This window comes from Agromyces sp. 3263 (assembly GCF_031456545.1).
In the GTDB taxonomy this organism is placed as follows: domain Bacteria; phylum Actinomycetota; class Actinomycetes; order Actinomycetales; family Microbacteriaceae; genus Agromyces.
In genome coordinates this window covers 2,658,081-2,672,261 of sequence record NZ_JAVDUV010000001.1, presented here as the reverse complement: position 1 = coordinate 2,672,261, position 14,181 = coordinate 2,658,081, and the positions used below count along the sequence as shown (strand labels likewise).

The 14,181-nt window shown below is 70.2% G+C and carries 12 protein-coding genes; 5 read left to right on the top strand and 7 right to left on the bottom strand.

Features of this window, described 5'->3' with window-relative positions; all coding sequences use genetic code 11:
- The 4 genes from J2X63_RS12205 to J2X63_RS12190 form a co-directional block, all read right to left on the bottom strand.
- Positions 1 to 501, bottom strand: a complete 501-nt coding sequence (locus tag J2X63_RS12205; protein WP_309977401.1) for a TrkA C-terminal domain-containing protein — start codon at positions 499 to 501, stop codon at positions 1 to 3.
- A gap of 54 nt (positions 502 to 555) precedes the next feature.
- Positions 556 to 2,301, bottom strand: a complete 1,746-nt coding sequence (locus tag J2X63_RS12200; protein ID WP_309977399.1) for a glycerol-3-phosphate dehydrogenase/oxidase — start codon at positions 2,299 to 2,301, stop codon at positions 556 to 558.
- Positions 2,302 to 2,409: 108 nt separating this feature from the next.
- The gene (locus tag J2X63_RS12195; RefSeq protein ID WP_309977398.1) at positions 2,410 to 3,534 is read right to left on the bottom strand and encodes a GuaB3 family IMP dehydrogenase-related protein; all 1,125 of its coding nucleotides are present in this window, start codon (positions 3,532 to 3,534) and stop codon (positions 2,410 to 2,412) included.
- A 43-nt stretch (positions 3,535 to 3,577) separates the two neighbouring features.
- Positions 3,578 to 5,278 (bottom strand): ATP-binding cassette domain-containing protein, encoded by a 1,701-nt coding sequence (locus J2X63_RS12190; RefSeq protein ID WP_309977396.1) that lies wholly within the window; start codon positions 5,276 to 5,278, stop codon positions 3,578 to 3,580.
- 115 nt (positions 5,279 to 5,393) lie between these two features.
- Here J2X63_RS12190 and J2X63_RS12185 point away from each other — a divergent pair, with 115 nt between their 5' ends.
- Complete coding sequence (locus tag J2X63_RS12185; RefSeq protein WP_309977395.1) at positions 5,394 to 6,548, top strand: aminotransferase class I/II-fold pyridoxal phosphate-dependent enzyme; 1,155 nt, start codon at positions 5,394 to 5,396, stop codon at positions 6,546 to 6,548.
- 3 nt (positions 6,549 to 6,551) lie between these two features.
- Here the strand turns inward: J2X63_RS12185 and guaB are convergent, their stop codons facing one another.
- Positions 6,552 to 8,054 carry an IMP dehydrogenase gene (gene guaB / locus J2X63_RS12180; protein ID WP_309977393.1) on the bottom strand — a complete coding sequence of 501 codons (1,503 nt, stop codon included), beginning with the start codon at positions 8,052 to 8,054 and terminating at the stop codon, positions 6,552 to 6,554.
- A gap of 343 nt (positions 8,055 to 8,397) precedes the next feature.
- Between guaB and J2X63_RS12175 the strand changes: the two genes are divergently transcribed.
- The 4 genes from J2X63_RS12175 to J2X63_RS12160 are packed head-to-tail and all read left to right on the top strand — an operon-like array spanning position 8,398 to position 12,272.
- Positions 8,398 to 9,615 carry an ABC transporter permease subunit gene (locus tag J2X63_RS12175; RefSeq protein WP_309977390.1) on the top strand — a complete coding sequence of 406 codons (1,218 nt, stop codon included), beginning with the start codon at positions 8,398 to 8,400 and terminating at the stop codon, positions 9,613 to 9,615.
- Positions 9,616 to 9,630: 15 nt separating this feature from the next.
- Positions 9,631 to 10,611, top strand: a complete 981-nt coding sequence (locus J2X63_RS12170; RefSeq protein WP_309977917.1) for a branched-chain amino acid ABC transporter permease — start codon at positions 9,631 to 9,633, stop codon at positions 10,609 to 10,611.
- Complete coding sequence (locus J2X63_RS12165; RefSeq protein ID WP_309977388.1) at positions 10,601 to 11,518, top strand: ABC transporter ATP-binding protein; 918 nt, start codon at positions 10,601 to 10,603, stop codon at positions 11,516 to 11,518. Before J2X63_RS12170 ends, J2X63_RS12165 begins: the two co-directional genes overlap by 11 nt.
- Positions 11,505 to 12,272: an ABC transporter ATP-binding protein gene (locus tag J2X63_RS12160; protein WP_309977386.1), complete on the top strand. Its 768-nt coding sequence runs from the start codon at positions 11,505 to 11,507 to the stop codon at positions 12,270 to 12,272. Before J2X63_RS12165 ends, J2X63_RS12160 begins: the two co-directional genes overlap by 14 nt.
- A gap of 83 nt (positions 12,273 to 12,355) precedes the next feature.
- On the opposite strand, the gene J2X63_RS12155 is transcribed toward J2X63_RS12160, so the two are convergent.
- Both J2X63_RS12155 and J2X63_RS12150 read right to left on the bottom strand, forming a co-directional pair.
- Positions 12,356 to 12,739, bottom strand: coding sequence for a tautomerase family protein (locus J2X63_RS12155; protein ID WP_309977384.1), 384 nt, complete (start codon positions 12,737 to 12,739; stop codon positions 12,356 to 12,358).
- Positions 12,740 to 12,882: 143 nt separating this feature from the next.
- Positions 12,883 to 14,178, bottom strand: a complete 1,296-nt coding sequence (locus tag J2X63_RS12150) for an ABC transporter substrate-binding protein (RefSeq protein ID WP_309977382.1) — start codon at positions 14,176 to 14,178, stop codon at positions 12,883 to 12,885.
- Between the last annotated feature and the right edge of the window lie 3 nt (positions 14,179 to 14,181).

The window sequence follows — 14,181 nt, the reverse complement described above, 5'->3', positions numbered from 1 at the left end:
TCAGGCCTCGGTGTCTCCGCCCGCGCCCTCACGGACGGCCCGGAAGACGACCTCGATGCCGTCGGTCGGCCCGACCGCGACGAGGGTGTCCCCGGCGAGCAGGACGAAGTCCGCCGGGGGCGACGGGTGCGCGTGGTCGTCGCGCACCACCGCCACGAGGACGACTCCGGATGCCGCGGGCAGGTCGCCGATGGTGCGCCCGGCGATCGCGTCGTCGGCCTCGATCGTGACCCAGTCGATCGGCACTCCGGGCAGCTCGTCGAGCTCGGCGATGGACTCCACGATGCGCGTGCCGCCGAGCAACTCGGCCACGGTGCGCGCCTCGTCCTCGTCGAGCCGCACGGTGATCGCCTCATCGTCGTCGCGTGCGCCGGCGGGCCTGCTCACGAGGTCGCTGGAACCGGTGCGGTGCGCCACGACCGCGATCTCGGCCCCTTCGGTCGTGGTGATGGAGTGCAGCACGCCGACCCCGGGGAGCGTGACCCGGCGGACATCAACCATGGCGCGGACTCTCCTCGGTCGGGGGTGGTTCGCGCCCAGTCTAATCTCGCCCGCTCAGTCGACCTTCACGATGTCGGGCGCCTCGAGCCGCACCCGGTCAGCCGACTCGTCGTCGGGCTGCAGCTGCGACTCGCGCTCGGCGGCGACGCGCTGCAGGTAGCGCTCGACCTCGAGCGCTTCGCGCGCCTCGTCCCAGCCGAGCACGCCGCCCATGAGCCGCGCGGCGACCGGCGCGGCCGACACCCCGCGGTCCCACGCCTCGATCGAGATGCGCGTGCGGCGCGCGAGCACGTCGTCGAGGTGCAGGGCGCCCTCGTGCGAGGCCGCGTACACGACCTCGGCGCCGAGGTAGTCGTCGGCTCCCGGCAGCGGCTCGCCCAGCGACGCATCCGCCCGGATCAGGTCGAGCAGCTCGTCGGTCATCGTGCCGTAGCGGTTCAGCAGGTGCTCGATGCGCACCTTGTGCACCCCGAACGCGCGGGCGATCTTGCCGCGCTTGTTCCACGCGGCCTGGTAGCCCTCCGCCCCGAGCAGCGGGATCTCCTGGGTGGTCGACGGCGGCACGCGGCCGTCCATCGCGTCGGCCGCGGCGTCGATGGCGTCCTTCGCCATCACGCGGTAGGTCGTCCACTTGCCGCCGGCCACGACGACGAGGCCCGGCACGGTGTGCGCGACGATGTGCTCGCGGGACAGCTTCGAGGTCTGGTCGCTCTCGCCTGCCAGCAGCGGCCGCAGCCCGGCGTAGACGCCTTCGACATCCTCACGGGTGAGCGGCACCGCGAGCAGGGCATTCACGTGCTCGAGCAGGTAGTCGATGTCGGCGGCGGTCGCGGCGGGGTGCGCCTTGTCGAGGTTCCAGTCGGTGTCGGTCGTGCCGATGAGCCAGTGCCGGCCCCACGGGATCACGAACAGCACGCTCTTCTCGGTGCGGAAGATCATGCCCATGGCCGACTGGATGCGATCGCGCGGCACCACGAGGTGGATGCCCTTCGATGCGCGCACCTTGAACGTGCCGCGCTCCCCGACCATGCGCTGCGTGTCGTCGGTCCACACTCCGGTGGCGTTGACGACCTGCTTCGCGCGGATCTCGAAGTGCTCGTCGGTCTGCAGGTCGTGCGCCTTGACGCCGACGACTCGCTCGCCGACCTTGACGAAGCCCTCGACCTTGACGCGGCTCGCGACGTGCGCGCCGTAGAACGAGGCCGTGCGGGCGAGGCTGGCGACGTAGCGGGCGTCGTCGACCTGTGCGTCGTAGTACGTGAGGCCGCCGACCAGCGCGTCGTTCGACAGCGACGGGATGGCGCGCATGACCTGCCGCTTCGACAGGTGGCGGTGGTGGGGCACGCCCGGCGGGCGCCCTCCGGTGTAGCTGAAGACGTCGTAGAGCAGCATGCCGGCGCCCACGTAGATGCGCTCGAACACCCGCCGCTTCAGCGGGTAGAGGAAGCGCACCGGCTTCACGAGGTGCGGCGCGATGCGCTGCAGCAGCAGCCCGCGCTCGATGAGCGCCTCGCGGACGAGGCGGAAGTCGAGCTGCTCGAGATACCGGATGCCGCCGTGCACGAGCTTCGACGAACGGCTCGAGGTGCCCGACGCCCAGTCACGGGCCTCGAGCAGGCCGGTGGAGAGCCCGCGCGTCACCGCGTCGAGCGCCGCGCCCGTGCCGACGATGCCGCCGCCGACGACGACGATGTCGAGTTCCTTCTCCTTCAGCCGTCGGATCGCGGCCTCGCGCTCCTCTGGCCCGAGCTTGGTCGAACGCGTCACCGACTTCTGCGTCGTCAGCCTCTGTGTCGCCATCGTCGCTCTCCGTCCCCGCGGCCGCACGACGCCGCCGCGTGATCCCGTTCCACGCTACCCGTTGGGTACGACGGATGCCACGGACGCGCAGGGGCTTGCGGCGAGGACTCAGGCGCCCTGGTAGGGCGCGACGACGACCTCGACGCGCTGGAACTCCTTGAGGTCGGAGTAGCCCGTGGTCGCCATGGAGCGGCGGAGCGCCCCGACGAGGTTCGCGGTGCCGTCGGCGGCGGGGGCCGGCCCGTAGAGGATCTCCTCGAGCGCGGCGACCTGGCCGACGTGCACGCGCTGGCCGCGCGGGAGCTTGGAGTGGTGAGCCTCGGCGCCCCAGTGGTACCCGCCTCCGGGGGCATCGGTCGCCCGCGCCAGGGCCGCGCCGAGCATCACGGCGTCGGCGCCGCAGGCGATGGCCTTCACGATGTCGCCCGACTTGCCGACACCGCCGTCGGCGATGACGTGCACGTAGCGGCCGCCCGACTCGTCGAGGTAGTCGCGACGCGCGCCCGCGACATCCGCCACCGCCGTGGCCATGGGCGCGTGGATGCCGAGCGTGGCCCGCGTGGTCGACGCCGCACCGCCGCCGAAGCCGACGAGGACGCCGGCCGCGCCCGTGCGCATGAGGTGGAGCGCCGCGGTGTACGTCGCGGCGCCGCCCACGATGACCGGCACGTCGAGCTCGTAGATGAACTTCTTGAGGTTCAGCGGCTCCTGGTTCTTCGAGACATGCTCGGCCGAGACGGTGGTGCCCCGGATCACGAACAGGTCGACGCCCGCCGCCACGACGGTCTCGTAGAGCTCCTGCGTGCGCTGCGGGGAGAGCGCTCCCGCGACCGTGACCCCCGCCGCGCGGATCTCCGCGAGCCGGGCGGTGACGAGGTCGGGCTTGATGGGCTCGGCGTAGAGCTGCTGCATCCGCTCGGTCGCCTGCTCGGGCGTGAGGTTGCGGATCTCGGCGAGCACGGGCTCGGGGTCCTCGTAGCGGGTCCAGAGGCCCTCGAGGTCGAGCACGCCCAGTCCGCCGAGCTCTCCCATCATGATCGCCGTGCGGGGCGACACGACCGAGTCCATCGGCGCGGCCAGGAACGGGAGGTCGAACTGGTACGCGTCGATCGACCAACCCACCGAGACATCCTCGGGGTCGCGCGTGCGGCGGCTGGGAACGATGGCGATGTCGTCGAACGCGTAGACGCGGCGGCCCCGCTTTGAGCGGCCGATCTCGATCTCCTGGGTCACCCCTCAACCCTAGCGAACGGGTCCGGCGCGGCCCGCAGGCGGCTCAGCGCTCGCGCACCACGCGCCCCTCGTCCCACACCGGGACATCCGCCTCGACGACCTCGCCGTCGGAGCGGAACACCACGAACCGGTCGAAGCTGCGCGTGAACCACCGATCGTGGGTCACCGCGAGCACCGTGCCGTCGAATCGCGACAGCGCGTCCTCGAGCGCCTGCGCCGAGACGAGGTCGAGGTTGTCGGTGGGCTCGTCGAGCAGCAGCAGGGTGGCGCCCGAAAGCTCGAGCAGCAGGATCTGCAGGCGCGCCTGCTGCCCGCCCGAGAGCGACTCGAAGCGCTGCTGGGCGGATGCCGCGAGCCCGTACCGGTCGAGCGCCGAGCTCGCCGCCTCCCTCGCCATGCCGTCGCGGTTCGCGTCGCCGCGATGCAGGATGTCGAGGAGGGTGCGCCCGCGGAACTCGGGGTGCTCGTGGTTCTGCGCGAACCACCCGGGCACCACGCGAGCGCCGAGCACCGCCCGGCCGGCGTGCGGCACCCGCGCGAGCGTCTCCCCCACGGTCGTGACGTGGCCGAGCGTGCGGTCGGGTTCCGTGCCGCCGCCGGCGAGCAGCCGCAGGAAGTGCGACTTGCCCGACCCGTTCGAGCCGAGCACCGCGACGCGGTCGCCGTACCAGACCTCGAGGTCGAACGGCCGCATGAGGCCGGACAGCTCGAGCGCTTCGCACACGACGGCCCGCTTGCCGGTGCGGGCGCCCCGCAGCCGCATCGACACCTCGTGCGCCGGCGGCCGCTCCTCGGGCGGCCCGGCCTCCTCGAACTTCCGCAGGCGGGTCACGGCAGCCTGGTACCGCGACGCCATCCCGTCGTTGTACGTCGCCTTCACCTTGAGCGTCGCCACGAGCTGCCTCAGCGCCGCGTGCTGCTCGTCCCACCGTCGTCGCAGCTCGTCGAGCCGTTCGAAGCGCTCCTCACGGGCGCGGTGGTACCCCTCGAAGCTCCCGCCGTGCACCCACGCGGTGTTGCCCGCCGCGCCGAGCTCGAGCGTCACGATGCGGTCGGCGGCGCGGGCCAGCAGCTCCCGGTCGTGCGAGACGAGCAGCACCGTCTTCTGCGTCGCGCGCAGCTCGCCCTCGAGCCAGCGCTTGCCGGGCACGTCGAGCGAGTTGTCGGGCTCGTCGAGCAGCAGCACCCGCTCCGGCCCGCGCAGCAGCGCCTCCAGGGCGAGACGCTTCTGCTCCCCGCCCGACAGGGTCGAGAGGTCGCGCCACTTCGCCCGCTCGAACGGCAGGCCGAGTGCGGCGCTCGTGCAGTGGTCCCACACGACCTCCTGCTCGTACCCGCCGGCCTCCGCGTACTCGGCGAGCGCGGTGGCGTAACGCATCTGCGCGGCGGTGTCGTCACGTTCGATGAGGGCGTCCTCGGATGCCTCGAGCTCGAGCGCCGCGTCGCGCACCCGCTTCGGGGCCACCGAGACGAGCAGCCCCGCGACCGTGTGCGCGGCGCCCGGCGCCGTCCGGCCGGTGCCGACGAACTGGTCCATCACGCCGAGGCCGCCGTCGACCTGCACGCTGCCCTCGTCGGGTCGCAGTTCACCGCGGATGATGCGCAGCAGGGTCGACTTGCCCGCGCCGTTGGCCCCGATGAGCGCGGTCGTGCGCCCCTCGGTGACGCGGAAGGCGAGGTCGGCAAGGAGCGGCCGGCCGTCGGGCAGCGAGAAGGAGACGCCGTTGACGTCGATGAAGCCCATGTGAGTGATCCGTTCGGTTCGCGGCATCCGCCACGGCGCCCGAGGGCAGCCGATCAGACTATCGCCACGCGGCATCCGTCGCCACCTCGCCCGTGTCGTGCGGCAAGCTGGACGCATGCAACGCGTCGCCGCCGAACCCCTCGATGTCCTTCGCACCCGCACGAGCGCGAAGTGGCGCTCCTACCCCGACGACGTGCTGCCGCTGCCGGTCGCCGAGATGGACTACCCGCTCGCCGAGCCGATCGCCAGGGCCCTGCACGCCGCCGTCGATCGGTCGGACACGGGGTACGTCGCGAGCAGTCGCCCCGTCGCCGAGGCCTTCCAGGGCTTCGCCGCCGCACGGCTCGGCTGGGACGTCGACCCCGCCCGCGTGACCTGCACCGCCGACGTGAGCCTCGGCAACGTCGAGGTGCTCCGCCGCGTCACGCGACCCGGCGACGGCGTCATCATCACGCCGCCGGTCTACCACCCGTTCTTCGACCTGCTGCCCGAAGCCGGGGCCGCCGTGGTCGAGGTGCCGCTCCTCGGCGGCATCGACGAGGGCTGGTCGCTCGACCTCGACGGGATCGACGCGGCGTTCGCGGCCGGCGCGCGGGCGATGCTGCTCTGCAATCCGCACAATCCGACGGGCACGATTCCGGATGCCGCCGAGCTGGCCGCACTGGCCGAGATCGCCGCCCACCACGACGCGACCATCGTGTCCGACGAGGTGCATGGTCCGCTCGCCCAGCCGGGCACGCCCTACACGCCGTTCCTCACGGTGTCGGATGCCGCCCGCGAGCACGGGATCGCGGTCACCGCCGCCACGAAGGCCTTCAACCTCGCCGGCCTCAAGACTGCACTCATCGTCACGGCGAGCGAGCGGGGCGACCGCGTGCGGGGTTCGCTGCCGTACGAAGTGGAGTGGCGCACGAGCCAGTTCGGCGCGATCGCGACGATCGCGGCATTCCGCGAGGGCGGGCCGTGGCTGGACGGGGTGCTCGCGAGCCTCGACGACAACCGCAGGCTGCTCGCCGACCTCGTCGCCGACGAGCTGCCCGGCGTGCGCTACCGGATGCCGGACGCCACGTACCTCGCCTGGCTCGACCTCACGGCGCTCGGCTGGGGCGACGACCCGGCCGCGTACGCGCTCGAGCACGCCCGGGTCGCTCTCGCGAACGGACCGATGTTCGGTGCCGTCGCCGGTCGCGGGTATGCCCGCCTCAACTTCGCGTGCACGCCCGAGGTGCTCGACGAGGCGGTGCAGCGGCTCGCCGAGGCCCGGCGCTGACCGTCAGCGCGTGTAGTTCGGCGCCTCCACGACGATCTGCACGTCGTGGGGGTGCGACTCCTTGAGCCCGGCGGGCGTGATGCGGACGAAGCGGCCCTTCGCCTTGAGCTCCTCGACCGTGCGCGCCCCGACGTAGAACATCGACTGGCGGAGCCCGCCGATGAGCTGGTAGGCCACGGCGGAGAGCGGACCACGGAACGGCACCTGGCCCTCGATCCCCTCGGGGATGAGCTTGTCGTCGGAGGGGACATCCGCTTGGAAGTAGCGGTCCTTGGAGTACGAGGTCTTCTTGCCGCGGGTCTGCAGCGCGCCGAGCGAGCCCATGCCGCGGTACGTCTTGAACTGCTTGCCGTTCTGGAAGACGAGCTCACCGGGGCTCTCGGCGGTGCCCGCGAGGAGCGAACCGAGCATGACGGTGTCGGCGCCGGCGACGAGGGCCTTCGCGATGTCGCCCGAGTACTGCAGCCCGCCGTCGGCGATGAGCGGCACGCCCGCGGGCCTCGTGGCCTTGGAGGCCTCGTACACGGCGGTCACCTGCGGCACGCCGACCCCCGCGACGACGCGCGTCGTGCAGATCGAACCGGGGCCGACCCCGACCTTGACCGCGTCGGCGCCCGCGTCGACGAGCGCCTGCGCGCCCTCGCGGGTCGCGACGTTGCCGCCGATCACGTCGATGTGCGCGAACGACGGGTCGGACTTGAGGCGCCGGATGATGTCGAGCACGCCCGCGCTCTCGCCGTTGGCCGTGTCGACGACGAGCACGTCGACGCCCGCGTCGCGGAGCGCCTCGGCACGCTCCCACGCGTCGCCGAAGAAGCCCATGGCCGCGCCGACCCGGAGACGGCCCTCTGCGTCCTTCGTGGCGTCGGGGTACTGCTCCGACTTGTCGAAGTCCTTCACCGTGATGAGGCCGGTGAGCCGTCCGGCGCCGTCGACGAGCGGCAGCTTCTCCACCTTGTGCTGCGCGAAGATCGCGATCGCCTCGTCGGGGTCCATGCCCACGCGACCGGTGATCAGCGGCATCTTCGTCATGACGTCGCGCACGAGCGTCGACGGCTTCTCGAAGTCGGAGACGAAGCGCATGTCGCGGTTCGTGATGATGCCGACGAGCACGCCGTCGCCGTCGATGACCGGCAGGCCGCTCACCCGGTAGGTCGCGCACAGGTGGTCGACCTCGGCGACGGTGGCATCGGGGGTGGTGGTCACCGGGTTGGAGACCATGCCCGACTCGCTGCGCTTGACCCGGTCGACCATGTCGGCCTGCTCGGCGATCGAGAGATTGCGATGCAGGATGCCGATGCCGCCCTGTCGCGCCATGGCGATCGCCATGCGCGCCTCGGTGACGGTGTCCATCGCGGCCGACAGCAGGGGGGTCGAGACCTGGATGCGACGGGTGAGCCGCGACGTGGTGTCGGCCTCGCTGGGGATCACGTCGGTGTGACCTGGCAGGAGCAGGACGTCGTCGTAGGTCAGCCCTGTGAATCCGAACGGATCTGCCTGATCCATGTCTCCCCTTCGTTCCGAGTCTGGGTGCGCGCCCGCACGGCGAGGGTCGCGCGACGGGATGCATCAATGTTAAGCGAGTTTGCACGGCGGGCATTCCCCGGATAACAATCGAGGGCCATTGTCTCCGTGCATGAAACACATGGGACATAATCGGCACGTACTGTCGACGACGACGTCGACGGGGAAGACCCGGACCCGAGACGGCCAACAGCCGGCCGGGACCCTTGGAGGTGCAGTGGAACCCACGCAAACAGTCGCACGACGTTCACGCGGGAGGTGGCTCATCCTCCTCGGAATCCTTCTTTCCGCACTCACTCTGTCCGGCATCGCAGCGTCCCCTGCGATGGCGGAGGCCGGGAGTGCGGCGACGACGGAAGCCGAGGAGTTCGAGTACTTCTTCGTGGGCAACGTCACGTTCGACGACAAGCCGCTGCGCGGCGTGCAGATCAGCGTCGAAGGCAACGGCTACGACGCTGAGACGAAGACCGACGCCGACGGCAAGTGGCGCCTCGGCGTGCCCGAGAAGGGCGAGTACAAGCTGACCCTCGACGAGGAGACCCTGCCCAAGGGCGTCGTCGTCAAGGCGGGCCAGAACACGGTCACCGCCGAGTTCGGGCTCACGAAGCTGAAGGCGGTGAACTTCTTCCTCGGCGAAGGCCAGCGCACCACGACCGACCTCGGCGCCCAGGTGCTGATCCGCGTGATCAACGGCCTGAACTTCGGGCTCCTCCTGGCGCTCGCGGCGATCGGCCTGTCGCTGATCTTCGGCACCACCGGCCTCTCGAACTTCGCGCACGCGGAGATGATCACGTTCGGCGGCCTCATGGTGCTCACCTTCGGCGTCGACCTGGCGCTCCCGATCTGGCTTGCCATCATCATCGCCATCGTGCTGAGCGCCGCGCTCGGCTGGACGCTCGACGCCACGATCTGGAAACCGCTCCGGCGGCGCGGGGTGGGCCTCATCCCGCTCATGATCGTGAGCATCGGCCTCTCGCTCGCGCTGCGGTACACCTACCAGTTCTTCTACGGCGGAGCGACGAGGCAGTTGCCCGGTGCGACCATCCCGTCCGACATCCACCTCGGACCGGTGACGCTGTCGTGGATCGACGTCGCGAGCATGGCGACCTCGATCGTGGTGCTGCTGGCCTTCGCGTTCTTCCTGCTGCGCACGCGCATCGGCAAGGCGACACGGGCGGTCTCCGACAACCCGAGCCTCGCCGCGGCGAGCGGCATCGACGTCGACCGGGTCATCCGCATCGTGTGGATCGCGGGCGGCGCGCTGGCGGGCCTCTCCGGCATCCTGTGGGCCTACTTCCGGCCCGGCGTCAGCTGGGACATGGGCTTCCAGATCCTGCTGCTCGTGTTCGCCGCGGTCACCCTCGGTGGCCTGGGCACCGCGTTCGGCGCGCTCGTCGGGTCGATCATCGTCGGCCTCTTCATCGAGCTGTCGACGCTGTGGCTGCCTTCCGACATGAAGTACGTGGGCGCACTGATCGTGCTGATCCTCGTGCTGCTGTTCCGACCGCAGGGGATCCTCGGTCGCCGCGAGAGAATCGGCTAAGGAGGACCGACCATGATCGACTGGATTGCGATCTTCTCCAACGCGGCGCAGGAGCTCATCAGCCCCACGACCGCCGCCTACGCCCTCGCCGCCCTCGGCCTGGCGATCCACTTCGGGTACACGGGCCTCCTGAACTTCGGTCAGGCGGGCTTCATGGCCCTCGGTGCCTACGGGTTCGCCATCTCGACGCTGTCGTTCGGATTCCCCGTGTGGGCGTCCGTGCTCGTCGGCGTCGGGGCATCCGTGATCTTCGCGCTGATCCTCGGCATCCCGACCCTTCGGCTCCGCGCCGACTACCTCGCGATCGTCACGATCGCGGCGGCCGAGATCCTGCGGCTCATCTTCACGACGAACACGTTCGACTCGCTCACCGGCTCGGCGAGCGGCCTGCAGGGCTACAAGGGCGGCTTCGCCGACCTGAACCCGATCCCCCCGGGCACCTACGGCTTCGGTCCATTCACGTACAACGCGTACGACTGGTGGATCCGGATCGTGGGGTGGACGCTCGTGATCGTGTTCGCGCTGCTCACCTGGCTGATCATCCGCAGCCCGTGGGGTCGCGTCATCAAGGGCATCCGCGAGGACGAGGACGCCGTGCGCGCGCTCGGCAAGAACGTCTACTCCTACAAGATGCAGAGCCTCATCCTCGGTGGCGTCTACGGCACCCTGGCGGGCATGGTCTTCGTCCTGCCGCGCGCGGTCGTGCCGGCGAACTACCAGACGTCGCTCACGTTCTTCATCTACGCGATCCTGCTCCTCGGCGGGGCCGCCACGATCCTCGGGCCGATCGTCGGCTCGATGATCTTCTGGGTGCTGCTCTCCTTCTTCTCGGGCTTCATGGCCCGGGCGGTGGAGGCGGGCTGGTTCCCGTTCATGACGCAGGTGCAGGCCGGGCAGCTCCGGTTCATCCTCGTCGGCATCGCGATCATGCTGATCGTGGTCTTCAGGCCTCAGGGCATCTTCGGAAACAAGAAGGAGCTGGCCTTTGTCAAGTGATGTCACTCCCACGTCCAAGCCGGTGAAGACCACCGGCCTCCACGTCGGCGAGGCCGGACCGGGTGTCCGCAAGGTCGACCCGATCCTCATCGCCGACGGCGTCAAGCGCACCTTCGGCGGCCTGACGGCCGTCGACGTGGGCCACGTCGAGATCCCGCGCGGCGCGATCACCGCGCTCATCGGGCCCAACGGCGCCGGCAAGACCACGTTCTTCAACCTGCTCACGGGCTTCGACAAGCCCGACGAGGGCACGTGGGAGTTCGACGGCCGCTCGCTCGCGCACGTCCCCGCCTACCGGGTGGCGCGCATGGGCCTCATCCGCACGTTCCAGCTCACCAAGGCGCTCGGCCTCCTCACCGTCATGGACAACATGAAGCTCGGGGCCAAGGGCCAGGGCGGCGAGAACCTCTTCCGCTCGGTGCTCCCGTTCCTGTGGCGCAAGCAGGAGGACGACATCGAGGAGAAGGCGGTCGAGCTCCTCACCCGGTTCAAGCTCGACACCAAGCGGGAGGACTACGCGGCGAGCCTCTCGGGCGGCCAGCGCAAGCTCCTCGAGATGGCGCGGGCGCTCATGAGCGATCCCACGCTCGTGATGCTCGACGAGCCGATGGCGGGCGTCAACCCGGCGCTCACCCAATCGCTGCTCGAGCACATCCTCGACCTGAAGTCCCAGGGCATGACCGTGCTCTTCGTCGAGCACGACATGCACATGGTGCGGCACATCGCCGACTGGGTGATCGTGATGGCCGAGGGCAAGATCGTGGCCGAGGGCGACCCGCACACCGTCATGCAGGACCAGGCCGTGATCGACGCCTACCTCGGCGCCCACCACGACACGGACATCGGCATCGACATCGACGCGGAGCATGTCGACGTACTGAAGGAGCTCATCGATGACGAACAGTGAACCCGCCGCCGGCGCGGTCCTCGACCCCGTGGCCGAGACCGTCGTCGAGGTCGACGCCATCACGGCCGGCTACCTTCCCGGCGTGAACATCCTGAACGCGTGCTCCCTGGTCGCCCGGCAGGGCGAGCTCATCGGCATCATCGGACCGAACGGCGCCGGCAAGTCGACGCTGCTCAAGTCGATCTTCGGGCTCGTGAAGGTCCGCCAGGGCACGATCAAGCTCAACGGCGAGGAGATCACCAACCTCAAGGCGAACAGGCTCGTGGCCAAGGGCGTCGGGTTCGTGCCGCAGACGAACAACGTGTTCCCGTCGCTCACCATCCAGGAGAACCTGGAGATGGGCATGTTCCAGAAGCCCAAGGGCCTCAAGGAGCGGCTCGAGTTCGTCACGGAGATCTTCCCCGAGCTCGGCAAGCGACTCGGCCAGCGCGCCGGCTCGCTGTCGGGCGGTGAACGGCAGATGGTCGCCATGTCGCGTGCCCTGATGATGGGCCCGCACGTGATGCTCCTCGACGAGCCGTCGGCCGGCCTCTCCCCCGTACGCCAGGACGAGGCCTTCCTGCGCGTCAAGGAGATCAACCGCGCGGGCGTCACGACCATCATGGTCGAGCAGAACGCGCGTCGCTGCCTGCAGATCTGCGACCGCGGCTACGTGCTCGACCAGGGCCACGACGCCTACACCGGCACCGGCCGCGACCTGCTGAACGACCCGAAGGTCATCGGCCTCTACCTGGGCACGCTCGGGCAGGACTGAGTCACCACTCCACGAAGGGGCGGATGCTGCGGCATCCGCCCCTTCGTCGTTCGTGGGCGCTGCGCCGCGCGGCGGAAGGACCCTCAGACGTCGAGGTCGAAGCCGAGGTCCACATCCGTCGCGGGAACGCCGTGGAGGCCCCAGTCCTCGAGCGGCGGCTCGTTGAGGACGACGATCAGGTCATCGGGCGAGACGCCGAGGGCGGCGAAGCGCCGCGCGATCGACGCGAAGAGCGATCGCTTCGCGTCGGCCGAGCGTCCGGGGAAGATCGTGATCTCCACGAGCACCGTGGAGGCGCCGGGATCTGCGACCGAGAAGTGCTCCGCCGGGTACTCGAGATACCGGATGTGCCGGTCGTCGACGGGCACTCGGAGCGCCTCGCGTTGCGCCTCGTACACCGCCTCGATGAGCCCGTCTCGGACCTCGACGGAGAACGCGCCGCGGACCTCGATCTTCGCCAACGGCATCGGACGCTCCTTTCGCTCGGGGAGAGAGGGCGAGCCCCACGGGCGTGCAGGACCGCCCGCGCCTCCGCGGTCAGGCTACGGGCGCCGGCGGGCACGCGAAAGGGCCCCAGCCGAAGCCGGGGCCCTTCCGTGCGACACGCGTACTAGTTGATGCGCTCGTACTTGTTGTCGTCGCCGTACTGGTAGACGCCGATGGTCGCCTCGGTGGGGTCACCGTGCTCATCGAGCGTGATCGGGCCGGAGGGGCCGTCGTAGTTGATCTGGTTGCCCTCCTGCAGCTGGGTCGCGCCGGCCGTGAAGTCGGTCACGACCTCGCCGTCACCCGTGCCGCCCGACACCTGGCGGAGGTACTTGGCGATGTCGGCACCCTCGGTGCTGTTCGCCGCGTACGCCGCAAGGGCGATGAGCATGGTGGCGTCGTACGACTCGGGGCCGTAGCTGAAGTCGGCGAGGTCGGGGTTGACCGCGAGCATGCGGTCCCGGAAGTCGTCTTCAAGCTTCGGGCCGGGCAGCGTGCCCTTCGAGCCGGCGATGAGGCCGGGTGCGAAGTCCGCGCTGTAGTCCGACAGGTTGCCGTCGACGAAGTACAGCTGGTCGCCGGGGTAACCCGAACCGACGAGCGCGGGGACGACGACCTTGGCCTCGTCGAAGGTGATGACGGCGACGGCGTCGGGGTTCGCGGCCTTGATGGCCGAGAGCTGCGCGTCGAAGTTCGAGTCACCCGTGTTGAAGAGCTCCTCGGCGACGACCTCGCCGCCGGCTGCCTCGAACGACTCCTTGGTCGCAGCCGCGAGGCCGGTGCCGTAGGGGTCGTTCAGGACGAGCAGGCCGAGCGTGGATGCGCCGTCCTCGGCGATCTGGTTGCCGAGCACCTCACCCTGGAGCAGGTCGGACGGCGCGGTACGGAAGTACAGGCCGTTGTCCTCGTAGTCGGTGAAGTCGGGCGACGTGTTCGCCGGCGAGAACTGCACGACACCGGCCGAGGTGATCTGGTCGATGACCGTGAACGAGACACCCGACGAGGCGGCACCGACGATGGCCGAGACATCCTGCGAGAGCAGGTCGGTCACCGAGACGGTCGCGATGTCCGTCGTGGTGTCGCCGGAGTCGCGGTAGACGACCTCGATGTTGAGCCCCATGTCGGCCTCGTTGATCTCCTTGGCGGCGAGCGCGACGCCGGCCTCCTCGGGCGGGCCGAGGAACGCGAGCGTTCCACTCTGCGGAAGGATGGTGCCGATCTTGAGGGTCAGGTCGCGGTCGCCTGCCTCGATGGGCAGGGCGTCGCCGGCGGCGGCCTCGGTCGGTTCATCCGACTCGGCGGGGGCCGGGGCACCCGAACTGCACGCCGTGAGGAGGAGGGCACTGACGCCGGCGAGGGCGACCCCCGTCCATGCTGCGCGAGCCGAGCGCGAGGCCGTGGCCTTCGCGAATACGCTCATGTT